This window comes from Pseudomonas sp. TH06, assembly GCF_016651305.1.
Lineage (GTDB): Bacteria > Pseudomonadota > Gammaproteobacteria > Pseudomonadales > Pseudomonadaceae > Aquipseudomonas.
Genome location: NZ_JAEKEC010000001.1, coordinates 236419 through 260379 on the forward strand (window position 1 = coordinate 236419; position 23961 = coordinate 260379).

A 23961-nucleotide genomic window follows, 5' to 3' on the forward strand; every position below is an offset into this window, starting at 1 on the left:
GAGCGGGCTTACTCGCGAAGGGCGTTGACGCGGTGAGCCTGATGAATCAGGTTTGTGGGTCGACGCGGTCCAGTGCTCGGTTTACTGCCAGTTCGGCAAGCATGACGATTTGCTGGATGCCCAGTGCCGTGCTGCGCTGCACACCGGTCAACTCGTTGGCAAAGTTGCTGGCGGCGGTGCTAGCCGAGGCCAGCGATTCGCAGGCGTGGGCGAGCAGACTTTCGGTATCGACGCAGGGATGGACGAGGAACATCGTGCTGGGTCGGCGAGGTTTTGCGGGTTCGGGACAGAGGTAAAAGTCGAGGGCGAAAAGGTGGCAGCTATGTGCAGGGTGAGATCCACCGGAGCAGGCAACCGGCCAGACCGAAGTCTGCCCGCACACAGCCGCCATAAAACAGGCAGCAGATTGAGCTGGCGCCAATTATCGTGCTGTTGGCGCTAGTTGCAAGCATTCCGGGGATCTCACGCCCGGTCGCTGAATTGGCAGCGACAGACAGAACCTAGAGAGCAGGCGTCCGACGGACAACCCGAAAACATCGTGGGAAGGTTCTGGTCTTTTCACACACAATTAAACATCCCGAATTGAAATACACCCTGTGTAGGAGCTGCCGCAGGCTGCGATCTTTTGACTTCGTCCTTTCAACATCAAAAGCAAGATCAACAGATCGCAGCCTTCGGCAGCTCCTACAGGTGAGCGGGTGCATTCAGGAATGCAATCGCCCCCCACAATGTCGGTACTGTCAACTGTCAGGTCTGACAGTTGACCGCCTGGACTGAAGTTAATACGTTGATGCAATCAGGTCGTTTTCAAGTCGTAGCCTCGATGACCCTGCACTCAATTCATAAAGGATGACTGCGACATGGCAAAGAAAATGACGGATGCAGAACAACGAGAACACCTGATAAAAACCTACAGAGAACTCGATGCAAACCAGGACGGAAGCTTAACCATCGAGGAATTCACCAAAGGAACCAAGGGCTACGGCAAGATACTCAGAGAATCAGTCTGGAATGAATTCAATGAGAATAAAGATGACAGCCTCAGCCTGGACGAATATCTGGATAGCGAAAACACAAAACCCACTGAATAGTTACTACCAAGCCGACATCGCTGGCAAGCCAGACTCCCACAGGGATTGGGTACATCTGCGGGTGATTTGTTGGCTGTGAGGTCGCTATCGCGAGCAGGCTCACTCCTACAATTGGATTGAGTACATCTGCAAGAAACTGGTCGGCACTAAGGCCAGCTCCCACAGTTTCGATCTGCGAACACCCGGCGGCAAAGCCGCCCCACTCAACAGGCCGAGCGTTAGCTCGGCTGCTGCCCTTGATCTTGATTCACCGGCCCCGTCGGCAGGCTGAGCGGAGGGATTTATCCGGGGGTGGGAGCGCAGCGACCGTTTGGCGCAGCCAAATGCATCGAGAGGAGGTGCAGCGAAGCAAACCGTAGGCGATGCCCCCGGATCAATTCCGGAGCGAAGGAACCCCGAGCTTTAGCGAGTGGGCCGAACGTTGGGGCATAGACCTTTGGTTCCTTTGGGGCGTTTGCCAAAGGGACTCGCTGTAAGAGCGAAACCGTCAACGGCAACGCCCGAAGAAACGGATATTCACTCAGTCAGCCAGAGCATGGTCGCCTTTCAGGGCGCCATCGCGAGCAGGCTCACTCCTACAGAAAAGCAAATTGGGGACAACAAAAAACCCGCAGACAATCACTCATCCGCGGGTTTCCCGTTTCAGCAGCAAGAAAGATCAGAACTCTTCCAGCCGCCACACCTCATAAGCCGGCGTCTCATAGGGATGGCTCAACTTAAGAGCCGCCACCACAGCGCGAATCAACTCATCCGCCACCACAAGCTCAACCTTCCATTCCTCAACCCGCTCAACCTGCCCCGCCTCACCAATGAACGGCTGACTCCCGTCCAAAGGCCGAAACTGGCCCAAACCAAGCACCTGCCACGCACAGTGGTCATAGTCACCGATCCGCCCACCACCGGCAGCGAACACAGCCCCTTTGACCACCTCGACATGACTGTCAGGAACAAAAAACCCGAGCTTGTACACGACGCTTAGTTCACCCACACACGCGCATTACGGAACATACGCATCCAAGGTGCGTCCTCGGTCCAGTCTTCCGAACGCCACGAGTTCTGCACGGCACGGAACACACGCTCCGGATGCGGCATCATGATCGTCACACGGCCATCACGGCTGGTGAGACCGGTAATCCCGCGCGGCGAACCGTTCGGGTTAGCCGGATAACGCTCGGTGACCTTGCCATGGTTGTCGACGAAACGCATCGCCACGCAACCCGACAGATCGGCTTCCAGCAGTGCCTCTTCGCTGGAGAACTCGGCGTGACCTTCACCGTGAGCAATGGCGATCGGCATACGCGAACCGGCCATGCCCTGCAGGAAGATCGAGTTCGATTCCTGGATCTGCACCATCGCCACGCGTGCTTCGAACTGCTCGGAGCGGTTGCGCACGAAGTGCGGCCAGAACTCGCTGCCCGGGATCAGCTCGTGCAGGTTGGACATCATTTGGCAACCGTTGCACACGCCGAGGGTGAAGCTGTCGTTACGTTCGAAGAAGCCCTGGAACGCATCGCGGGCACGGCTGTTGAACAGTGCCGACTTGGCCCAGCCTTCACCGGCGCCGAGAACGTCGCCGTAGGAGAAACCACCGCAAGCCACCAGACCTTTGAACTCGTTCAGGTCGACACGGCCGGCGAGGATGTCGCTCATGTGCACGTCGATTGCGTTGAAGCCGGCGCGGTCGAATGCGGCGGCCATTTCCACCTGACCGTTGACGCCCTGCTCACGCAGCACGGCAACCTGTGGGCGGATGCCTTTCTTGATGTAAGGCGCAGCGATGTCCTGGTTGACGTCGTAGCTCAGCTTGACGCTCAGGCCCGGGTTGTCTTCTTCCAGCAGCACGTCGAACTCTTGCTCGGCGCAGTCGGCGTTGTCGCGCAGACGCTGGATCTGGTAGCTGGTCTCGGCCCACTGACGTTGCAGCAGACGACGCTGGCCTTCGAACACGGTGTCACCGTTGAAGGTGATGTTGATCTGGCCATTGTTGATCGGCTGACCGATCACGGAAACGCAGTCGCCCAGACCGGCGGCGCTGAATTGCGCGAGGATGTCTGGCGTGGCGTCCTGACGAACCTGGATGACGGCACCCAGTTCTTCGTTGAACAGGATCGCGGCGATTTCCGCCGAGGACTCGGCAACGCTGTCCAGGTTCAGGCTCAGACCGCAGTGACCGGCGAAAGCCATTTCCACCACGGAAGTCAGCAGACCACCGTCGGAACGGTCGTGGTAAGCCAGCAGATGACCGTCGGCGTTGAGGCCCTGGATCACTGCGAAAAAGGCTTTCAGGTCTTCGGCGTCATCAACGTCCGGAGCATGTTTGCCGAGCTTGCCGTGAACCTGAGCGAGGATCGAAGCGCCCATGCGATTCTGACCGCGACCGAGGTCGATCAGGATCAGGTCGGTGGTGCCCTTGTCCATGCGCAGTTCCGGGGTCAGGGTCTGACGGATGTCAGCCACTGGCGCGAAACCGGTCACGATCAGCGACATCGGCGAGGTCACGGTTTTTTCTTCGCCGTTGTCGTTCCAACGAGTGGCCATGGACATCGAGTCCTTGCCCACCGGAATGGTGATGCCCAGCTCAGGGCACAGTTCCATACCGACCGCTTTCACGGTGTCGTACAGACGCGCGTCTTCGCCCGGGTGGCCGGCAGCCGACATCCAGTTCGCCGACAGTTTGATGTCGGAGATCTTGTTGATGCGCGACGCGGCAATGTTGGTCAGGGTTTCGCCGATGGCCATGCGGCCCGACGCCGGAGCGTCCAGCAGTGCCAGCGGAGTACGCTCGCCCATTGCCATCGCTTCACCGGTGTAGACGTCGAAACTGGTGGCGGTGACGGCAACGTCGGCCACCGGAACCTGCCACGGGCCGACCATTTGGTCACGGGCAACAAGACCGGTGATGGTGCGGTCGCCGATGGTGATCAGGAAGCTTTTGCTCGCGACTGCCGGGTGATGCAGAACGCGTTCGATGGACTCGCTGATGTCGAGGTTCGACGGATCGAAGTCATCACCCAGTTCGGCTTCACGGGTTACCGAACGGTGCATGCGCGGAGCTTTACCCAGCAACACTTCCAGTGGCATATCCACCGGGTTGTTGCCGAAGTGGCTGTCGGTCACGGTCAGTTGCGGTTCGGCGGTGGCTTCACCGACGACGGCAAACGGGCAACGCTCACGTTCGCAGATGGCCTGGAAGCGCGCGAAGTCTTCCGGGCCGACGGCCAGAACGTAACGTTCCTGGGATTCGTTGGACCAGATTTCGTGCGGGGCCATGCCCGGCTCGTCGTTTGGAATGTTGCGCAGTTCGAAACGGCCACCGCGGTCGCCGTCGTTGACCAGTTCCGGGAAGGCGTTGGACAGACCGCCCGCGCCAACGTCGTGGATGAAGCTGATCGGGTTCTTGTCACCCAGTTGCCAGCAACGGTCGATGACTTCCTGGCAGCGACGCTCCATTTCAGGGTTTTCACGCTGCACGGAAGCGAAGTCGAGATCCGCCGAGCTGGTGCCGGTGGCCATGGAGGAAGCGGCGCCGCCACCCAGACCAATCAGCATCGCCGGGCCGCCGAGGACGATCAGCTTGGAGCCAACGACGATCTCGCCTTTCTTGACGTGTTCTTCGCGAATGTTGCCCATGCCGCCGGCCAGCATGATCGGCTTGTGGTAACCGCGAACTTCGTCACCGTGCGGGGTGGTGATCGACTGTTCGAAGGTACGGAAGTAACCGGTCAGGGCCGGGCGACCGAATTCGTTGTTGAACGCGGCGCCGCCGAGCGGGCCTTCGATCATGATGTCCAGCGCGGTGACGATGCGCTCAGGCTTGCCGTACGGCACTTCCCATGGCTGTTCAAAGCCCGGGATCTGCAGGTTGGACACGGTGAAACCGGTCAGGCCAGCCTTTGGCTTGGCGCCACGACCGGTTGCGCCTTCGTCACGGATTTCGCCACCGGAACCGGTAGACGCGCCCGGGAACGGGGCAATCGCGGTCGGGTGGTTGTGGGTTTCAACCTTCATCAGGATGTGCACCGGCTCCTGCACCGCGCCGTACTGGCGGGTTTCAGGGTCCGGGAAGAAGCGGCCGGCGACGTTGCCGACGATCACCGAAGCGTTGTCCTTATAAGCGGACAGCACGCCTTCGCTGTGCATCTGATAGGTGTTCTTGATCATGCCGAACAGGCTTTTTTCCTGGCTCTGACCATCAATATCCCAACTGGCGTTGAAGATCTTGTGGCGGCAGTGCTCGGAGTTGGCCTGGGCGAACATCATCAGTTCGATGTCGTGCGGGTTGCGCTTCAAACCGTTGAAGGCGTCGACCAGGTAGTCGATCTCGTCTTCGGCCAGGGCCAGGCCCAGTTCGGTGTTGGCCTTTTCCAGCGCAGCACGACCGCCACCGAGGATGTCAATCGCGGTCAGCGGCTTCGGTTCGGCGTGGCTGAACAGACCGGCGGCCTGTTCCAGGTTGGCCAGAACGATTTGCGTCATGCGGTCATGCAAGACATCGGCAATCTGCCGGGCTTCGGCTTCGCTGAACTGACCGGCAACGTAGAACGCGATACCGCGCTCCAGACGCTGGATCTTGCTCAGGCCGCAGTTGCGAGCGATGTCGCTGGCCTTGCTCGACCATGGCGAGATGGTGCCGAAACGCGGCAACACCAGGAACAGACGGCCGGTCGGCTCTTGTACCGGAACACTTGGGCCGTACTTCAGAAGGCGCGCAAGCACCTGCTGTTCGTCGCCGGTCAGGACGCCGGTAACTTCGGCGAAGTGAGCGAATTCAGCATACAAGCCGCTGACAGCCGGAACCTTCTGGCTCAGTTGCTCAAGGAGTTTGCTGTGGCGAAAGGCAGAAAGGGCAGGAGCGCCGCGCAGGATCAACATCTTCGGGACAGCCTCGGGAAGGGGTGTGCTTTGAGGCCGTGCATTCTAGCCTAAACCGCCCTCAACATCACCCGAAACGCTACGCACGGTTGCACTGCGATGTCGATATGTGTTTCTGCCTTGAGAGTCAAATTTACCCGGCGGGTGACGACGGCTTATTTTTACTGTAACAAAATGCCCTACGGCCCCATTCCTACGGGGTTTCGCTCGGTTTTGTGATCTCTAGCAGACCTGCCCGCAACTGTCGAGATATGGCGCCCGTGGTCCTTTGCGTATACTGCGCAAATGTTTTTCCCAACGGCTTTGCGTCCGCGGTACGCCAAATGGCTGATCGCAACCGGACTCTTCCTGATGCTCGGTGGCTGTGTTGATAAACCCAACACACTCGAGCGCGTAAAGGAGGATGGTGTGCTGCGGGTGATTACCCGTAACAGCCCCGCCACCTACTTTCAGGATCGCAGCGGTGAAACCGGCTTCGAATACGAGCTGGTGAAGCGTTTCGCCGACGATTTGGGTGTGGAACTGAAGATCGAGACCGCCGACAACCTCGACGACCTATTTGACCAGATCGGTAAACCGAACGGCCCGGTCCTGGCTGCTGCCGGCCTCGTCAGCAGCGAACAACGCAAGAAACAGGTGCGGTTCTCCCACTCCTACCTGGAAGTCACTCCACAGATCATTTATCGCAATGGCCAGTCACGGCCGACGGATCCCGGTGATCTGGTCGGCAAGAAGATCATGGTGCTCAAGGGCAGCACCCACGCCGAACAACTGGCCGAGCTGAAAAAGAAATATCCGGGCATCGAATACGAAGAATCCGACGCCGTCGAGGTAGTCGACCTGCTGCGCATGGTCGACGAAGGTCAGATCGATCTGACACTGGTCGACTCCAACGAAGTGGCGATGAACCAGGTGTACTTCACCAACATCCGGGTGGCCTTCGACCTCGGTGACGCGCGCAGCCAGAGCTGGGCCGTGGGCCCTGGTGAAGACAACAGCCTGCTCAACGAGATCAACGCCTACCTCGACAAGGTGCAGAAAAACGGCACCCTGCAACGCCTGAAAGATCGCTATTACGGGCATGTCGACGTTCTCGGCTATATGGGCGCCACGACGTTTGCCCAGCACTTGCAGCAGCGTCTGCCCAAATACGAACAGCACTTCAAGACCTACGCCAAGAAAGAAAAAGTCGACTGGCGCCTGCTCGCCGCGATCGGTTATCAGGAATCGCTGTGGCAACCGACCGTCACCTCGAAAACCGGCGTACGCGGATTGATGATGCTGACGCAGAACACCGCTCAGGCGATGGGTGTATCCAACCGTCTTGATCCGAAGCAAAGCATCATGGGCGGCGCCAAGTACCTCGCTTATATGAAGGATCAGCTCGACGATTCGATTCAGGAGCCGGACCGCACCTGGTTTGCCCTGGCGGCGTATAACGTCGGCAGCGGTCACCTGGATGACGCGCGCAAACTGGCGTCCCGCGAAGGCCTGAATCCGGACAAGTGGCTGGATGTGAAGAAGATGCTGCCACGCCTGTCGCAGAAGCAGTGGTACAGCAAGACCCGCTACGGCTACGCCCGGGGCGGCGAGCCAGTGCACTTTGTGGCGAACATCCGTCGTTACTACGATATTTTGACCTGGGTGACCCAGCCGCAGCTTGAGGGCGATCAGATCGCTGAAGGCAATCTGCATGTGCCAGGGATCGACAAGTCGAAACCAGCCCAAGAACCCGCCCCGCTCTAACAAACACCCCAAATCAAATGTAGGAGTGAGCCTGCTCGCGATAGCGGTGTGTCAGTCAATTTGATGTTGCTTGACACACCGCTATCGCGAGCAGGCTCACTCCTACAGGTTTTTTTGTGTGGTTGCTTAGTGTTTGGCAGCAGCCAGAATCAGCGCTTTCATTTCGGATACAGCCGACTTGAAGCCCACGAACAGAGCATGCGCCACAAGCGCATGGCCGATGTTCAGTTCGTTGATACCCTTGATCGCCGCCACCGCTTCAACGTTGTGGTAATGCAGGCCATGACCGGCATTGACGATCAGCCCCTGCGCCAGACCAAACGCCACACCGTCCGCCACACGCTTGAGTTCTTCAGCCACTTCAGTCGGGGTTTCGGCATCGGCATAACGCCCGGTGTGCAGCTCGATTGCTGGAGCGCCGACACGTTTCGACGCCGCAATCTGGCGCTCATCGGCGTCGATGAACAGCGACACTTCGCTGCCGATCTTCGACAGACGCTCAACCGCTGCCCTGATGCGCTCTTCCTGCCCTGCTACGTCCAGACCGCCCTCGGTGGTCAGTTCCTGGCGGGTTTCCGGCACCAGGCAAATGTGCGCCGGGCGGATGCGCTCGGCGAACGCCATCATTTCTTCGGTGATGCCCATTTCGAAGTTCATACGTGTTTGCAGCACATCCTTGAGCAGCAGTACGTCACGCTCTTGAATGTGTCGGCGGTCTTCACGCAGGTGCACAGTGATGCCATCGGCGCCCGCCTCTTCCGCGTCGAGCGCAGCCTTGACCGGATCCGGGTAGCGCGTACCACGGGCCTGACGCAGGGTGGCGACGTGGTCGATGTTCACGCCAAGAAGAATGCGATTGCTGGTGGTCACGGATGCGCGCTCCTGAAGAAAAAGATTCGGCGCACAGCATACGGTGAGATCAGGGCTTGCGAAACAGCTCCCGGCTAACGAGGGGACGACCGCCCAGATGAACGGCCAGTGCCTGACGCATCAGGCGTTTGGCCGCGGACAGTGCGCCGGGCGCCGACCAGTCGGCTTCGGCCATGGCCAGCAACTCGACGCCGTTGAACAGGCCCGGCTGCAACAGGAAGACGCGCTCGAGTCCTGCGTCCACTTGCAGGCGATAGAGGCCGTCTGCGGCAATCGGTTCGCCATGAATATCGGTGTTCAGGGAAAAGCCGTAACCGAGATCATCCAGCAGGCGCCATTCGAAGGAGCGCAATAACGGCTCCAGCGGCCGGCCCTCGGCCAGTGCCAACAACGTCGCGGCGTAATGATCGAACACCGCCGGGTGCGGATCTTCAGCGGGGAGCAAACGAATCAGCAACTCATTGAGGTAGAGACCGCTGAACAGCGCCTCGCCAACCATCCATGTCGCGTTACCGGCACTTTCCATGCGCCCGACGTTCTTCAGCTCACCCTTGCCACGAAACTCCACTTCCAGCGGCACGAACGGTCGCGCCAAGGTCCCGGCCTTGCCCCGCGCACTGCGCAATACCGCCCGCAGCCGACCTTGCGGCGTGAGGAAGTCGACCAGCGCGCTGGTTTCGCGATAGGCGCGCGAATGCAGAACGTAGGCAGGTTGTGCGGGGGGTGGGTTTTGCGACATGAGCCGAAAGATCTCTGAAGATCATTATTTGTGGCGAGGGAGCTTGCTCCCGCTGGGTTGCGAAGCAGCCCCAAGTTTAGCGACTTGATTTATCAGGCATACCGAGGCGCCTGATTTTACGACTGCTTCGCAGCCGAGCGGGAGCAAGCTCCCTCGCCACAGAAGCCCGCCCACACCGTGAAAACGTGTATTACAAGTCGCCGTAACCCAGCGAACGCAGTGCACGCTCGTCGTCGGACCAGCCGCCCTTCACCTTGACCCACAGGTTGAGCATGATCTTGGAGTCGAACAGCAGCTCCATGTCCTTGCGCGCTTCGGTGCCGATGCGTTTGATCCGCTCGCCCTTGTCGCCAATGATGATCTTCTTCTGGCCATCACGCTCGACGAGAATCAGCGCGTGGATGTGCAGCGTCTTGCCCTGCTGCTTGAACTCTTCAATCTCGACCGTGATCTGGTACGGCAGTTCGGCGCCCATCTGACGCATGATTTTCTCGCGTACCAGTTCAGCGGCGAGGAAACGGCTGCTGCGATCGGTGATCTGGTCTTCCGGGAAGAAGTGATCGTTCTCCGGCAGGTGATCGGCAATGACCTTTTCCAGCGCGTCGAGGTTGTGCCCGTGCTGCGCCGAAATCGGAATGATCTGGGCGTTCGGCAACTGTTCCTGCAACCACGACAAGTGTGGCATCAGCTCGGCCTTGTCTTCGATGCGATCAGTCTTGTTCAGCGCGACGATCAGCGGGCCTGTTACGTATTGCACGCGCTCCAGAACCATCTGGTCTTCTTCGGTCCACTTGGTGCGGTCGACCACGAAGATCACCACGTCGACGTCTTTCAACGCTGCCGAAGCGGTTTTGTTCATGTAACGGTTCAGGGCCTTTTCGCCACCCTTGTGCATGCCGGGGGTGTCGACGTAGATCGCCTGCACGTCACCTTCGGTCTTGATCCCGAGCATGTTGTGACGAGTGGTCTGCGGCTTGCGCGAGGTGATCGCGAGCTTCTGGCCGAGGATGTGGTTCAACAACGTCGACTTGCCGACGTTGGGACGGCCGACGATGGCAACATAGCCACAGCGAGTTGCGTTTGTATCAGTCATTGCCATTCTCCACGCCCAGGGCAATCAGTGCTGCGGCGGCCGCTACCTGTTCGGCAATACGACGGCTCACACCCTGACCTCGGCTTTTTTCATTCAGTAAGACAACTTCGCACTCGACGAAGAAGGTTCGGCAGTGCGGTTCACCCTGGATATCCACCACTTCGTAACGAGGCAGTTCGCAGCCACGCGATTGCAGGTGTTCCTGCAGACGGGTCTTGGGATCCTTGTTGGTGTCGACCAGCGTCAGCCCTTCGAACTCGCCGGCCAGCCAGGCCAGAACGCGTTCGCGAGCGACATCCATACCCGCGTCGAGGTAGATGGCACCGATCAACGCTTCGAGGGCATCGGCCAGGATCGACTCGCGACGAAAACCGCCGCTCTTCAGTTCACCTGAGCCCAGACGCAGGTAATCACCAAGGTCGAAACCACGCGCCAGTACGGCCAGCGTCTCACCTTTTACCAAACGTGCGCGCAAACGCGACAACTGGCCTTCGCGGGCCAGCGGAAAACGATCGAACAGCGCCTCACCCGCAACGAAGTTGAGGATGGCATCGCCGAGAAACTCCAGACGCTCATTGTTGCGCCCGGCAAAACTGCGGTGCGTGAGGGCCAGAAGCATCAGCTCCTGATCCTTGAAGGTGTAACCGAGCTGACGCTCGAGACGGCTTAATGAGGCGCTCACGGTTTACCCACGCTGAGATCAAAGCTGGATTCCACCGCCATCGCCGGGATACGGCGCAGGCCTGGGACAATTAACGCTGTGTTCAAAAATTAAATCCTGGCTGTAGCGAAGCCGATTGTGCCGGCTCCAGAAATGCATTCGGCGCTGTGGTCAACAGCGCCGTGTGTGATTACTTGATAAGGCCAACCCGAGAGAAATTCGGTAGATGACTGAATTTCGGATCCGGCCAGCTCATCCAGACCGCGAAGGCCTTGCCGACGATATTCTGGTCGGGAACCATGCCCAGCAGATCCTTGGGAATGTTCGGATCATCCCAGAAGCGACTGTCGTTCGAGTTGTCGCGGTTGTCGCCCATCATGAAGTAGTGCCCGGCAGGCACGGTCCAGGAATGGTCAGGAATGGCGCGGTTGCGGTTCATTTCCTTGCGAATCAGATGCTCGGCGGCGCCGAGTTTCTCTTTGTACAACTCGGCAGTGCCGAGCATGCCCGGCTCGGAACCGGCCAACTGTTCGGCAACCGACTCGCCATTGACGAACAGACGCTTGTCGGCGGTGTAACGCACGGTGTCGCCCGGCAGGCCGACTACACGCTTGATGTAGTTGACGTTCGGGTCGCTCGGGTAGCGAAACACCATCACATCGCCGCGCTGCGGATCACCGACTTCGATGATTTTCTTGTCGATCACCGGCAGGCGGATCCCGTAAGAAAACTTGTTCACCAGAATGAAGTCGCCGACGTCCAGGGTCGGTTTCATCGAGCCGGACGGGATCTGGAACGGTTCCACGAGGAACGAACGCAGAACCAGTACGATGAACAACACCGGGAAGAACGACTTGCCGTATTCAACCAGCAGCGGCTCTTTGTTCAGTTTCTCGACCACCACGATATCGGGCTGGCTGACACTGCCTTGATAAGAGGCAATGGCAGCACGCCGACGCGGCGCCAGAATCAGCAGATCGAGCAACGCCAACAGGCCGCAGACGAACACGGCGATGACCAGCAACAGCGGGAAATTTAGTGACATAGGACCTAACTATCCAACCTGAGCACTGCAAGGAAGGCTTCTTGTGGAATTTCCACGTTACCGACTTGCTTCATGCGTTTCTTACCGGCCTTTTGCTTCTCGAGCAGTTTCTTCTTACGGCTGACGTCACCACCGTAGCATTTGGCCAATACGTTCTTTCTGAGTGCCTTGACGGTTGTCCGTGCAACGATCTGACCACCAATGGCAGCCTGGATAGCCACGTCGAACATCTGACGAGGAATCAGTTCTTTCATCTTCTCGGTCAACTGGCGACCTTTGTAGTGCGAGTTGTCACGGTGCACGATCAATGCGAGAGCATCGACCTTGTCGCCGTTGATCAGCACGTCCAGTTTCACCAGATTAGCCGATTGGTAACGATCGAAGTGGTAGTCCAGCGAAGCATAGCCGCGGCTGGTGGATTTGAGACGGTCGAAGAAGTCGAGGACCACTTCGTTCATCGGCAAGTCGTAAGTGACCTGCACCTGGTTGCCGAGGAACAGCATGTCGACTTGAACGCCACGCTTCTCGATGCACAGGGTAATGACGTTGCCCAGGTGCTCTTGCGGCACAAGAATGTTGGCGCGCACGATCGGCTCGCGCATGTCTTCGATCGACGACACATCCGGCAGCTTGGATGGGTTGTCGACGTAAATCGTTTCACCGGTTTTCAGCACCAGTTCGAAGATTACCGTCGGCGCCGTGGTGATCAGGTCCAGGTCGTACTCGCGCTCGAGGCGCTCCTGGATGATTTCCATGTGCAGCATGCCGAGGAAGCCGCAACGGAAGCCGAAGCCCAGTGCATCGGAGCTTTCCGGGGTGTATTGCAGCGACGAGTCGTTGAGGGTCAGCTTCTGCAGCGCTTCGCGGAAATCTTCGAAGTCATCGGAGCTGACCGGGAACAGACCGGCGTAAACCTGTGGCTGGATGCGTTTGAAGCCTGGCAGCACTTCAACGTCCGGCGTCGAGCTCAGGGTCAGGGTGTCACCGACCGGCGCACCGTGAATGTCCTTGATGCTGGCGATGATGAAGCCCACTTCACCGGCTTTGAGATCCGCGGTGGCGGTGTGTTTCGGATTGAACACGCCAACGCTGTCGACCAGATGGATCTTGCCGGTGGACTTGACGAGGATCTTGTCGCCCTTCTTCACGCGGCCATGACGCACGCGCACCAGGGAGACAACGCCCAGGTAGTTGTCGAACCAGGAGTCGATGATCAACGCTTGCAGCGGATCTTCGATGTTGCCGGTCGGCGCAGGAATGGTGTGCACCAGACGTTCGAGCACTTCGTCGACACCCAGGCCGGTTTTGGCGCTGCAGGTGACGGCGTCGGTGGCGTCGATGCCGATGATCTTCTCGATCTCGTCCTTGACGCGATCAGGATCGGCCTGCGGCAGGTCGATCTTGTTCAGCACCGGCATGACCTCGAGGCCTTGCTCGATAGCGGTGTAGCAGTTGGCCACGGACTGGGCTTCAACACCCTGACCGGCATCGACCACCAGCAACGCACCTTCACACGCGGCCAGGGAACGGCTGACTTCGTAGGTGAAGTCGACGTGGCCCGGGGTGTCAATGAAGTTCAGCTGATACTTGATGCCGTCTTTGGCAGTGTAATAAAGGGTGACGCTGTGGGCTTTGATGGTGATCCCGCGTTCACGCTCCAGATCCATGGAATCCAGTACCTGGGCTTCCATTTCACGCTCGGCCAGGCCGCCGCACATCTGGATGAAACGATCGGCCAGCGTCGACTTGCCATGGTCAATGTGGGCGATGATGGAGAAATTGCGGATATGACTCAAATCACTCACGGATCAACACTCAAAAAGGCTGCAGGCATGGCCCGCCGAAAAATAGCCGGGAATTGTACCTGATACACGGCGCAAGCGTCACGTTCGCCTGTCACCCGGATGGCATGCAAAAACGCCCCGATCTGTCGACCGAGGCGTTTTCAGGGTTTAAACGATGGATGAAAGCTTGTTCATCAACCGGCTCGTCGCAGCAACCAGACACCCGCGAGCGCACAGACACCGGCCGGCACCAGCACCGCAAACAGCGGCGAGAAACCGAACACCAGGCTCGAAGGGCCGAGCAAATCCTGGACGATACGGAAGGTGAAGCCCACCAATACGCCGGTGAACACCCGCTGACCGAGGGTCACCGAACGTAGCGGACCGAAGATGAACGAAATGGCCATCAGCACCAGCGCCGCAGTCACCAACGGCTGCAACACCTTGACCCAAAATGCCAGCCAGTAACGGCCGTTGCTCAAGCCCTGCTCGGAGAGATAGTGGATGTAACCCCACAGACCGCTGATCGACAGCGATTCCGGGGCCATGACCACAGTGCTCAGCAGTTGCGGGCTCAACGCCACGTCCCACTGCTCGCTCGGGGTATTGACGACTTCAGTGCTGCGTTCATGAAACAGCGTGGTGGCAACGTCGGTAAGCTGCCATTTGGTGCCGTCGAATTCAGCCTTTTTGGCGAAACTCGAACTCAACAGATGGCGCTCCTTGTCGAAGTGATAGCGGGTCACGCCATACAACAGACCGTTCGGCTGAACGGCGTTGATGTGGATGAACTCCTCACCCTGACGATGCCACATACCGTGCTTGGCACTTTGGGCGTCGCCGCTGCCCTGAGCCAGCGAGCGATTGGCCTGAGCCATGCTTTCAGTGGCCGGGGCGACGTATTCGCCGATCAACACACCGGCCAGCATCAGCACCAGCATCGGTTTCATTACGGCCCAGACGATACGGCCGATAGACACGCCAGCGGCACGCATCACGGTCAGTTCGCTGCTACTGGCCAGACTGCCGAGGCCGATCAGGCAGCCAATCAACGCCGCCATCGGCAGCATTTCATAGAGCCGGCGTGGCGCGGTCAGCAAGACGAAACTCAGGACATCCATCAAGGTGTAGGTGTCGCTGACGTCACCCATCTCATCGATGAAGGCAAACAGGGTTGCCAGACCGAGGATGATTGCCAGCACGGCGATGATCGCCATGAACACGCTGCTGCCGATGTAGCGGTCGAGTTTAACCACGGGCCACCTCCAGCGCAGCGGCGCGACGGCTGGCCATCTTCAGACGCAAAGGCTCCCAGTAAAGCAGGCCGAGGCCGATGAACAGGAAGATCGCATGCACCCACCACAAGCCGAGCGCCGGGGGGATCTTGCCTTTTTCAAGGGCGCCGCGGGCGGCAATCAGGATGGTCAGGTAAGCCATATAAAGAAGAATCGCCGGCAGCAGCTTGAGGAAACGCCCTTGACGCGGATTGACTCGCGACAGCGGTACCGCCATCAGGGTCACGATAAACACCAGCAATGGCAGGGACAGACGCCATTGCAGTTCGGTTTTCGAGCGAATGTCATCACTGCCCAGCAAAGACGAGGTCGGCATGGCGTCACGGTCGGTGACTTCTTCGCTGACGTCCGGCTTGGGTAGCAGCACACCGTAGGTTTCGTAATGGATGGCGCGGTAGTCGGCCAGCCCCGGGCTGCCGTCGTAGCGGTAGCCGTTGTCGAGAATCAGGTAGCGATTGCCGTCGGGGCGGACTTCCTGACGGCCCTTTTCGGCCACCAGCACAGAAATCCCGCGGTCCTTCTGATCGGCGCCGAGGTTCTTCTGCGAGATGAACACGCTACCCAGGTTGACGCGATCGTCGCTCAGGGTCTCGGTGTACGTCACCCGGGTGCCGTCACGCAGGGCCTGGAAGCGACCGGGTTCAAGGGTGTCGAACTCGGTCAGCGCGTCCTGCTTGTTCAGCAGCAGCTGGAACTGATTGGCGCCTTGCGGGGCCAGCCCCAGGCTCAGCCATGCCACGACCAATGCCACCAGCGTCGCCGGGAACAGGGTCATGCGAAACAGCTTCTGCTGACTCATGCCGGTGGCCGAGAGCACGGTCATCTCGCTTTCGAGGTACAGGCGACCGTAGGCCAGCAGGATCCCGAGGAACAGACCCAGCGGCAGAATCAGTTGCAGGAAGCCCGGCAGGCGAAAGCCCATGATCAGGAACAACGAACCCGGATCGAGCTGGCCGGCGGCGGCCTGAGCGAGGTATTTGATGAAGCGACCGCTCATGATGATGACCAGCAGCACGGCACTCACGGCGCTGAGGGTCAACAGGACTTCGCGGGACAGATAACGGAAGACGATCAAACCAGACACTCCAGGGTTGTCAGGCTAAGGCGGCCAAACAAGCAAACACATCGACCGGCCCGCAACGCAGAGCCGTCGAAAAAAGATGCGGCATTATCCTGTGATTGGGGGCGCCTGTCACTGCGCACACTCATCGGCGTGTGCATTACGTTGAAGATCGTACAACCGAGGGTTGTCAGGCGCGGGGAGCGAGGTTCAAACTGCGGCCCTTGTCGCAGGCTTTGGCCTGCGCCTCTTCTATCTATAAGCAGGCGACTGCGGACACCGTCGAACGCCTGCATGTTGACCATTCATTCAGGGATCCGGACATGGAACTGGTTGTAAAAAGCGTTAGCCCAGAAACGTTGAAAACCGCCACCCTGGTGGTTGCCGTCGGCGAAGGCCGCAAACTCGGTGTCGCCGCCAAGCAAGTCGACGAACTGAGCGGCGGCGCGATCAGCGCGGTACTCAAGCGTGGCGATCTGGCCGGCAAAGTCGGCCAAAGCCTGCTGCTGCACAGCCTGCCGAACCTGAAAGCCGAACGCGTGCTGCTGGTCGGCGTGGGCAAGGATGAAGAACTGGGCGACCGTCCGTTCCGCAAAATCGTTGCCGGCATCCTCAACACGCTGAAAGGCCTGGGCGGCAGCGATGCCGTTTTGGCGCTGGATGAAATTATTGTCAAAAACCGCGACAGCTACGGCAAGACACGTCTGCTGGCGGAAACCTTGGTGGATGGCGAATACACCTTCGACCAGTTCAAGAGCCAGAAAGCCGAGCCGCGTGCACTGAAGAAAATCACCCTGCTGACCATCAAGGCTGCACAAGCCGAAGTGCAACGCGCTGTGAATCACGCCACTGCGATCGCCAACGGCATGGCTTTCACCCGCGATCTGGGTAACCTGCCGCCGAACATCTGCCACCCGACTTTCCTTGGCGAACAAGCGAAGAACCTCGGTAAAGAGTTCAAGGATCTGAAAGTCGAAGTGCTCGACGAGAAGAAGATCAAGTCGCTGGGCATGGGCTCGTTCTACGCTGTCGGCCAGGGCAGCGCCCAGCCGCCGCGCCTGATCGTCATGCAATACAACGGCGGCAAGAAGTCCGAGAAGCCTTACGCACTGGTCGGTAAAGGCATCACCTTCGACACTGGCGGCATCAGCCTGAAGCCGGGCGCCGGCATGGACGAAATGAAATACGACATGGGCGGCGCTGCCTCCGTGTTCGGCACCCTGCGCGCTGTGCTTGAGCTGAAACTGCCAATCAATCTGGTGTGCATCCTTGCCTGCGCGGAAAACATGCCGAGCGGCAATGCGACCCGTCCCGGCGACATCGTCACCACCATGAGCGGCCAGACCGTGGAAATCCTCAACACCGACGCCGAAGGCCGTCTGGTGCTGTGCGATGCGCTGACCTACTCCGAGCGCTTCAAGCCACAAGCAGTGATCGACATCGCCACCCTGACCGGTGCCTGCGTGGTTGCCCTGGGCGCCCACACCTCGGGCCTGCTGGGCAACAATGACGAACTGATCAATCAACTGCTCAGCGCCGGCAAGACCGCCGATGACCGCGCCTGGCAACTGCCGCTGTTCGACGAGTACCAGGAACAACTGGATAGCCCGTTTGCCGACATCGCCAACATCGGCGGGCCGAAGGCCGGCACCATCACCGCTGCCTGCTTCCTGTCTCGCTTCACCAAGAACCTCAACTGGGCGCACCTGGATATCGCCGGTACCGCATGGACCAGCGGCGGCAAGGACAAGGGCGCCACTGGCCGTCCGGTTCCGTTGCTGACTCAATACCTGCTGGATCGCGCCAAAGCCTGAAACCGATGAACCTGGGCGGCGCTGCCTTCGGGCGTCGCCGTTCAAGGCTCAGGAACCGCAATGACCAAAGTCGACTTCTATATCCTGCCCAGCGCCGATCCGTCGGCACGCCTGGATTTTGCCTGCAAGCTCACCGAAAAAGCCTGGCGCATGGGCCACCGCATCTACCTGCATTGCAGCGACGCGGCCCAGCGTGATGAACTCGATGCGCGCCTGTGGGCCTTCAAGGGCGAAAGCTTCGTGCCCCACGGCCCTGCCGACAGCGAACCGGACGGTTTGATTGTGTTGGGTTTGGGCGATGACTGCGGCGAGCATCAGGATTTGCTGGTCAATCTCGACCTGAAAGTCCCGGCCTTCGCCAACAAGTTCGCCCGGGTGGCGGAAGTGGTGGTTGAAGACCCGACCATTCGAGCCGCGGCGCGGGAGAGTTTTCGCTTCTACCGCGAACAGGGCTATCCTCTGCAAGATCACCGTTTACAGCGACTCTGAGCACTCCAATGGACACTCCGAAACCGCAGCAAAAGTCCGCTCACCTGCTGGACGATCTCGAATCGATCCGTCAGTTGCTCGGCGACGACAACCTGCAACCGCCACTGCTGACCGATACGGTCGATGACGGTGAACAGGAACAGATTCCGATGCTGTTCGACTCGGTTGGCAACGAGCCGCCGGCTGTCGAACCGCCACCCGCTCCCGCCCCGACACCCGCTGCGAAACCGGCGCCCCCTGTGGATAAAGGTCCGGACGCCCTGCTGCATCTGGACAGCGAACTGCGCGCCGCCGCGCAATTGATCATGCAAGACGTGATCGACGACTTCGCCCCGCACATCGAAACCGAAATCAAACGCCGCCTCGAGGCGCGGATGGAACGGCTACTCAGCCAGTACGAATAACCGGCTGGATCCCCTGTGGCGAGGGGATTTATCCCCGATCGGCTGCGCAGCAGTCGTGAACCCTGCAAATGCGCAGCGAGATTGAAATATTGGGGCTGCTGCGCAGTCCATCGGGGATAAATCCCCTCACCACAAAGGTACATCCCCCAACATTAGGGTCCACCCAGCCTCCCCCGCTCGCCCTCGGCCCCATGCCCCGCTATACTTCCCGGCTTTTCCTGAATAAATGCCAATAGGGTCCCGCCGCGCATGGATAAGACCTACCAGCCGCACGCCATTGAAACTTCCTGGTACAACACCTGGGAGTCCGAGAACTACTTCGCACCGCAAGGCGCGGGCGATTCCTACACCATCATGATCCCGCCGCCGAACGTCACCGGCAGCCTGCACATGGGTCACGGTTTCAACAACGCGATCATGGACGCCCTGATCCGTTTCCGCCGCATGCAGGGTCGCAACACCCTGTGGCAGCCGGGCACCGACCACGCCGGTATCGCCACGCAGATGCTGGTGGAGCGTCAACTCGAAGCCCAAGGCCAGAATCGCCACGATCTGGGCCGCGAGAAATTCCTCGAAAAAGTCTGGGAGTGGAAGGATCAGTCGGGCGGCAACATCAGCCGTCAGATCCGTCGCCTCGGCTCGTCCGTCGACTGGAGCCGCGAGCGCTTCACCATGGACGACGGCCTCTCGGAAGCCGTTAAAGAAGCGTTCGTGCGCCTGCACGAAGACGGCCTGATCTATCGCGGCAAGCGTCTGGTCAACTGGGACACCAAACTGCACACGGCGATTTCCGACCTCGAAGTGGAAAACCACGACGAGAAAGGTTTCCTGTGGAACCTGAAGTACCCCTTGGCTGACGGCGCGAAAACCGCTGAAGGCAACGATTTCCTGATCGTCGCGACCACTCGTCCGGAAACCATGCTCGGCGACTCTGCCGTCGCGGTTAACCCGAACGATGAACGCTACAAAGCCTTGATCGGCAAATTTGTCGAGCTGCCGCTGGTTGGCCGCCGCATCCCGATCATCGCCGACGATTACTGCGATCCAGAATTCGGCACCGGTTGCGTGAAAATCACCCCGGCCCACGACTTCAACGACTACGAAGTTGGCAAGCGTCACAACCTGCCGCTGATGAACATCTTCGACAAGAACGCCAACGTGCTGCCAGCCGCCCAGGTGTTCAACCTCGACGGCACGCTGAACGAGAGCATCGACGGCAAGATCCCGGCGGAGTTCGCCGGCCTTGAGCGTTTCGAAGCGCGCAAGCAAATCGTCGCGGCCTTCGATGCCGCCTGCCTGCTGGTCAGCGTCAACGATCACGCCCTGAAAGTGCCGAAGGGCGACCGCTCCGGGACCATCATCGAGCCGTGGCTGACCGACCAGTGGTACGTTTCCACCAAGCCGTTGGCCGAGCCTGCGATTGCCGCCGTTGAAGACGGCCGCATCCAGTTCGTGCCGAAGCAGTACGAAAACATGTACTTCTCGTGGATGCGCGACATCCAGGATTGGTGCATCAGCCGTCAGCTGTGGTGGGGCCACCGGATTCCGGCCTGGTACGACGAGTCGGGCAAGGTCTACGTCGGCCGCGATGAAGCCGAAGTACGTGCCAAGCACAACCTCGGCCCGGACGTTGCGCTGCAACAGGACAACGACGTACTCGACACCTGGTTCAGTTCGGGTCTGTGGACGTTCTCCACCCTCGGCTGGCCGGAAAAAACCGAATTCCTGAAAAAATTCCACTCCACCGACGTTCTGGTCACCGGTTTCGACATCATCTTCTTCTGGGTTGCCCGGATGATCATGCTGACGATGCACCTGATCAAGAACGAGGACGGCACGCCGCAGGTTCCGTTCAAGACCGTTTATGTGCACGGTCTGGTACGTGATGGCCAGGGCCAGAAGATGTCCAAGTCCAAGGGCAACGTCCTTGACCCGCTGGACATCATCGACGGTATCGAACTGGAAGAGCTGGTGCAGAAACGCACTTCCGGCCTGATGCAGCCGAAACTGGCGAAGAAGATCGAGAAGCAGACCCGCGACGAGTTCGCCGACGGCATCGCCAGCTACGGCACCGACGCCCTGCGCTTCACTTTCTGCTCGCTGGCCTCGACCGGCCGCGACATCAAGTTCGACATGGGCCGCGTTGAAGGCTATCGCAACTTCTGCAACAAGATCTGGAACGCCGCGCGTTATGTTCTGGACAAGGGCGAGGACTGCGGCCAGAACGGCGAAGCCTACGAGCTGTCGCTGGCGGATCGCTGGATCATCTCGCAGTTGCAACGCACCGAAGCCGAAGTGACCCGTCAACTCGATCAGTTCCGTTTCGACCTCGCCGCACAAGCGCTGTACGAGTTCATCTGGAACCAGTACTGCGACTGGTACCTGGAATTGTCCAAGCCTGTGCTGTGGGACGAAAACGCGCCGATCGAACGTCAGCGCGGCACCCGTCGCACGCTGGTTCGCGTACTGGAAGTGGCGCTGCGTCTGGCGCATCCGTTCATGCCGTTCATCACTGAAGAAATCTGGCAGCGCATCGCGCCGCTGGCCGGTATTCAGGGCAAGACGATCATGCTGCAACCTTGGCCAGTGGCCAACGAAGAGCGCATCGATCCGGCCGCCGAAAACGACATCGAATGGCTCAAGGAACTGATGCTCGGCACGCGCAACATCCGTGGCGAAATGAACATCGGTCCGGGCAAGCCACTGCCGATATACCTGAAGAACGTCAGCGCTGAAGACCAGCGTCGTCTGACCGAGAACGAAGCGCTGCTGAAGAAGCTCGCGCGTCTGGAATCGATCACCGTTCTGAAGGCTGGCGAAGAAGCGCCGCTGTCCGCCACCGCTCTGGTCGGCGAGATGGAGGTGCTGGTGCCGATGGCCGGTCTGATCGACAAGGGCGCTGAACTGGCGCGTCTGGACAAGGAAATCCTGCGTCTGCAGGGCGAAGTCCAGCGTGTTGGCGGCAAACTGTCCAACGCCGGTTTCGTCGACAAGGCCCCGGCCGAAGTCATCGAGAAGGAGCGCGCCAAACTGGCCGAGGCTGAACAGGCCCTGAGCAAACTGGCCGAGCAACACGCGCGGATTTCCAGCCTGTAAGGGCAATTCGCAATGAAAAAGGGAGGCCACAATGGCCTCCCTTTTTTGTGCCTGCCACACCACAAATCCCCTGTAGGAGTGAGCCTGCTCGCGATAGCGGTGGATCAGTCAGCTGATTTTTGACTGACAATCCGTCATCGCGAGCAGGCTCACTCCTACAATTGGTCGGAGTTGCCCTTAGATGTGGGACAATACCCGCCACTTTCAGCCATACCCGAATCGACCACGCCCATGAACGCCCCCCGCACACCGAAACCTGCGCGCAAAAAGCCTGACTCCGCGACCCCGGCCAAAGCCGTTGAACCGCGTAAAGAGGCCAGCCTGCACCCGCGCAATCGCCATCAGGGTCGTTACGACTTCCCGGCGCTGATCAAGACCACGCCAGAACTGGCGAAGTTCGTGATCATCAATCCGTACGGCAAGGAAAGCATCGACTTCGCCAGCCCCGACGCGGTACGGGTGTTCAACCGGGCGCTGCTCAAGTCGTTTTATGGCATTCAGCATTGGGACATTCCGGCCGATTATCTCTGCCCACCGGTCCCGGGGCGTGCCGATTACGTGCACTTCCTCGCTGACCTGCTGGCCAGCATGAATGATGGCAAGGTCCCGCGTGGTGCGATCGTCAACGTGCTGGACATCGGCATGGGCGCCAACTGCGTTTATCCGCTGATCGGTAACAGCGAATACCGCTGGCACTTCCTCGGCTCGGAGATCGACCCGACGGCCGTTGCGGCTGCCACGGCCATCGTCCAGTCCAACGATCTGAACAAGGTCATCAAGCTGCGCCAGCAGGAGAACCGCAAGCACATCCTGATTGGTCTGTTGGAACCGGGCGAGCGCTTTGACCTGACCATGTGCAACCCGCCGTTCCACGCCTCGATGGACGAAGCGACCAAGGGCAGCGAGCGTAAATGGCGCGCCTTGGGCAAGGCTGATCCGAAACGCAAACTGCCGGTGCTGAACTTCGGCGGGCAGTCGGCCGAGCTGTGGTGTGAAGGTGGCGAAGCACGTTTCGTGACGCAATTGATCGCCGAGAGCGCGAATTTCCAGCACAAAGTGCTGTGGTTCAGCACCCTGGTGTCGAAAGCCTCGAACCTGCCAGCCATCGAAACCGCACTGAAAAAGGCCGGCGTACTGGAAAGTCAGGTTGTGGAGATGTCGCAGGGGCAGAAGCAGAGCCGTTTCGTCGCCTGGACCTTCCAGACCAAGTCCGAACAGCAGATCTGGCGCCGCGAGCGCTGGACCCGCTAACGCAGCGCAGCCCCCTGTAGGAGCGAGCCTGCTCGCGATAGCGATATATCAGTCGACATTCATGGTGACTGACCCACCGCTTTCGCGAGCAGGCTCGCTCCTACAAAGTTTTAGCGTGCACCGCCAAATTGCAGGCACAAAAAAACCGTGCCCGGATCGCTCCGGAGCACGGTTTTTTTATCGCTGCGTCTTACTTGTTCACAGCGTCGGTCAGGCCTTTGGCCACAACCAGCTTGATCACTTTCTTTGCAGGGATTTCGATGGCAGCGCCAGTCGAAGGGTTACGGCCAGTGCGGGCAGGACGCTCGGTCACTTTCAGCTTGCCGATACCTGGCAAGGTGATTTCGCCGCCGTTTTCCAGCTGATCAGCAACGATTTGGCCCAGTTGGTCCAGAGCGTTACGCGCGGTGGTTTTCGGCGCGTCGATAGCTTCAGCGATGTCGGCGATCAGTTGGTCTTTAGTAAGAGCCATGTAGTGTTCCTTCCCTATCAAATTCATATGGATTGCAGAGTGCAGTGTCAGCCATCGAGCCCGATCTTCTGGATCTGGCACCCTCGGCGATAACCACGACGAGTCGGGTTATAGATACCGAAATCAGGGTTTGGTTCGACCTGACAAATGCTGATTGCACGCTTAACGCAGTGACTTCG

Annotated in this window: 18 protein-coding genes and 1 pseudogene; 7 read left to right on the plus strand and 12 right to left on the minus strand. The window is 59.3% G+C overall.

The annotated features are described in order from the left end of the window. Window positions 1-46: 46 nt before the first annotated feature. Window positions 47-307, minus strand: a pseudogene (locus JFT86_RS01205) (DUF6124 family protein); the annotation flags it as partial. A gap of 553 nt (window positions 308-860) precedes the next feature. Here JFT86_RS01205 and JFT86_RS01210 point away from each other — a divergent pair. After that, complete coding sequence (locus tag JFT86_RS01210) at window positions 861-1091, plus strand: EF-hand domain-containing protein (protein WP_201234202.1); 231 nt, start codon at window positions 861-863, stop codon at window positions 1089-1091. Between the two features lie 658 nt (window positions 1092-1749). Here the strand turns inward: JFT86_RS01210 and JFT86_RS01215 are convergent. Both JFT86_RS01215 and purL read right to left on the minus strand, forming a co-directional pair. Then, window positions 1750-2061: a YqfO family protein gene (locus JFT86_RS01215; protein ID WP_201238537.1), complete on the minus strand. Its 312-nt coding sequence runs from the start codon at window positions 2059-2061 to the stop codon at window positions 1750-1752. Window positions 2062-2066: 5 nt separating this feature from the next. Then, window positions 2067-5963, minus strand: coding sequence for a phosphoribosylformylglycinamidine synthase (purL, locus tag JFT86_RS01220; protein ID WP_201235094.1), 3897 nt, complete (start codon window positions 5961-5963; stop codon window positions 2067-2069). 285 nt (window positions 5964-6248) lie between these two features. Between purL and mltF the strand changes: the two genes are divergently transcribed. After that, window positions 6249-7709 (plus strand): membrane-bound lytic murein transglycosylase MltF, encoded by a 1461-nt coding sequence (gene mltF / locus JFT86_RS01225; RefSeq protein WP_201235095.1) that lies wholly within the window; start codon window positions 6249-6251, stop codon window positions 7707-7709. Between the two features lie 126 nt (window positions 7710-7835). Here the strand turns inward: mltF and pdxJ are convergent, their stop codons facing one another. The 8 genes from pdxJ to lptF all read right to left on the minus strand — a co-directional run bounded on the left by pdxJ (window position 7836) and on the right by lptF (window position 16271). Further along, window positions 7836-8579, minus strand: coding sequence for a pyridoxine 5'-phosphate synthase (gene pdxJ, locus JFT86_RS01230; RefSeq protein ID WP_201235096.1), 744 nt, complete (start codon window positions 8577-8579; stop codon window positions 7836-7838). A gap of 49 nt (window positions 8580-8628) precedes the next feature. Beyond that, the gene (gene recO / locus JFT86_RS01235) at window positions 8629-9318 is read right to left on the minus strand and encodes a DNA repair protein RecO (RefSeq protein WP_201235097.1); all 690 of its coding nucleotides are present in this window, start codon (window positions 9316-9318) and stop codon (window positions 8629-8631) included. A 190-nt stretch (window positions 9319-9508) separates the two neighbouring features. Further along, window positions 9509-10411: a GTPase Era gene (gene era / locus JFT86_RS01240; protein ID WP_003221935.1), complete on the minus strand. Its 903-nt coding sequence runs from the start codon at window positions 10409-10411 to the stop codon at window positions 9509-9511. After that, window positions 10404-11093, minus strand: coding sequence for a ribonuclease III (rnc, locus tag JFT86_RS01245; protein ID WP_103306375.1), 690 nt, complete (start codon window positions 11091-11093; stop codon window positions 10404-10406). The genes era and rnc overlap by 8 nt, the downstream gene beginning before the upstream one ends. Before the next feature lie 169 nt (window positions 11094-11262). Continuing rightward, complete coding sequence (lepB, locus tag JFT86_RS01250) at window positions 11263-12117, minus strand: signal peptidase I (protein WP_201235098.1); 855 nt, start codon at window positions 12115-12117, stop codon at window positions 11263-11265. Between the two features lie 5 nt (window positions 12118-12122). Then, on the minus strand, window positions 12123-13922 hold the full coding sequence (lepA, locus tag JFT86_RS01255) for a translation elongation factor 4 (protein ID WP_016986097.1): 1800 nt from the start codon (window positions 13920-13922) through the stop codon (window positions 12123-12125). Window positions 13923-14095: 173 nt separating this feature from the next. Then, window positions 14096-15157, minus strand: coding sequence for an LPS export ABC transporter permease LptG (gene lptG / locus JFT86_RS01260; RefSeq protein WP_201235099.1), 1062 nt, complete (start codon window positions 15155-15157; stop codon window positions 14096-14098). Further along, complete coding sequence (gene lptF, locus JFT86_RS01265; protein WP_201235100.1) at window positions 15150-16271, minus strand: LPS export ABC transporter permease LptF; 1122 nt, start codon at window positions 16269-16271, stop codon at window positions 15150-15152. The genes lptG and lptF overlap by 8 nt, the downstream gene beginning before the upstream one ends. A 308-nt stretch (window positions 16272-16579) precedes the next feature. On the opposite strand from lptF, the gene JFT86_RS01270 reads away from it, so the two are divergent. The 5 genes from JFT86_RS01270 to rlmF all read left to right on the plus strand — a co-directional run bounded on the left by JFT86_RS01270 (window position 16580) and on the right by rlmF (window position 23310). Beyond that, window positions 16580-18070: a leucyl aminopeptidase gene (locus tag JFT86_RS01270; RefSeq protein WP_201235101.1), complete on the plus strand. Its 1491-nt coding sequence runs from the start codon at window positions 16580-16582 to the stop codon at window positions 18068-18070. A gap of 60 nt (window positions 18071-18130) precedes the next feature. Next, entirely contained in the window at window positions 18131-18559 is a 429-nt protein-coding gene (locus JFT86_RS01275) for a DNA polymerase III subunit chi (RefSeq protein WP_201235102.1), read from the plus strand. 8 nt (window positions 18560-18567) lie between these two features. Then, a complete protein-coding gene (locus tag JFT86_RS01280; RefSeq protein WP_201235103.1) occupies window positions 18568-18963 on the plus strand; it encodes a DNA polymerase III subunit chi in 396 nt (131 codons plus the stop codon). 249 nt (window positions 18964-19212) lie between these two features. Then, complete coding sequence (locus JFT86_RS01285) at window positions 19213-22059, plus strand: valine--tRNA ligase (RefSeq protein WP_201235104.1); 2847 nt, start codon at window positions 19213-19215, stop codon at window positions 22057-22059. Between the two features lie 231 nt (window positions 22060-22290). Further along, complete coding sequence (gene rlmF / locus JFT86_RS01290; protein ID WP_201235105.1) at window positions 22291-23310, plus strand: 23S rRNA (adenine(1618)-N(6))-methyltransferase RlmF; 1020 nt, start codon at window positions 22291-22293, stop codon at window positions 23308-23310. 190 nt (window positions 23311-23500) lie between these two features. On the opposite strand, the gene JFT86_RS01295 is transcribed toward rlmF, so the two are convergent. After that, window positions 23501-23782: an HU family DNA-binding protein gene (locus JFT86_RS01295; protein ID WP_003221909.1), complete on the minus strand. Its 282-nt coding sequence runs from the start codon at window positions 23780-23782 to the stop codon at window positions 23501-23503. Window positions 23783-23961: the final 179 nt, after the last annotated feature.

What these genes read in the sequence shown, in the direction of transcription:
- JFT86_RS01210 (WP_201234202.1), top strand. Translation starts at nt 861, where the DNA reads ATGGCAAAGAAAATGACGGATGCAGAACAACGAGAACACCTGATAAAA.
- purL (WP_201235094.1), bottom strand. Translation starts at nt 5,963, where the DNA reads ATGTTGATCCTGCGCGGCGCTCCTGCCCTTTCTGCCTTTCGCCACAGC.
- mltF (WP_201235095.1), top strand. Translation starts at nt 6,249, where the DNA reads ATGTTTTTCCCAACGGCTTTGCGTCCGCGGTACGCCAAATGGCTGATC.
- recO (WP_201235097.1), bottom strand. Translation starts at nt 9,318, where the DNA reads ATGTCGCAAAACCCACCCCCCGCACAACCTGCCTACGTTCTGCATTCG.
- era (WP_003221935.1), bottom strand. Translation starts at nt 10,411, where the DNA reads ATGACTGATACAAACGCAACTCGCTGTGGCTATGTTGCCATCGTCGGC.
- lepB (WP_201235098.1), bottom strand. Translation starts at nt 12,117, where the DNA reads ATGTCACTAAATTTCCCGCTGTTGCTGGTCATCGCCGTGTTCGTCTGC.
- JFT86_RS01270 (WP_201235101.1), top strand. Translation starts at nt 16,580, where the DNA reads ATGGAACTGGTTGTAAAAAGCGTTAGCCCAGAAACGTTGAAAACCGCC.
- JFT86_RS01275 (WP_201235102.1), top strand. Translation starts at nt 18,131, where the DNA reads ATGACCAAAGTCGACTTCTATATCCTGCCCAGCGCCGATCCGTCGGCA.
- JFT86_RS01280 (WP_201235103.1), top strand. Translation starts at nt 18,568, where the DNA reads ATGGACACTCCGAAACCGCAGCAAAAGTCCGCTCACCTGCTGGACGAT.
- JFT86_RS01285 (WP_201235104.1), top strand. Translation starts at nt 19,213, where the DNA reads ATGGATAAGACCTACCAGCCGCACGCCATTGAAACTTCCTGGTACAAC.
- rlmF (WP_201235105.1), top strand. Translation starts at nt 22,291, where the DNA reads ATGAACGCCCCCCGCACACCGAAACCTGCGCGCAAAAAGCCTGACTCC.
- JFT86_RS01295 (WP_003221909.1), bottom strand. Translation starts at nt 23,782, where the DNA reads ATGGCTCTTACTAAAGACCAACTGATCGCCGACATCGCTGAAGCTATC.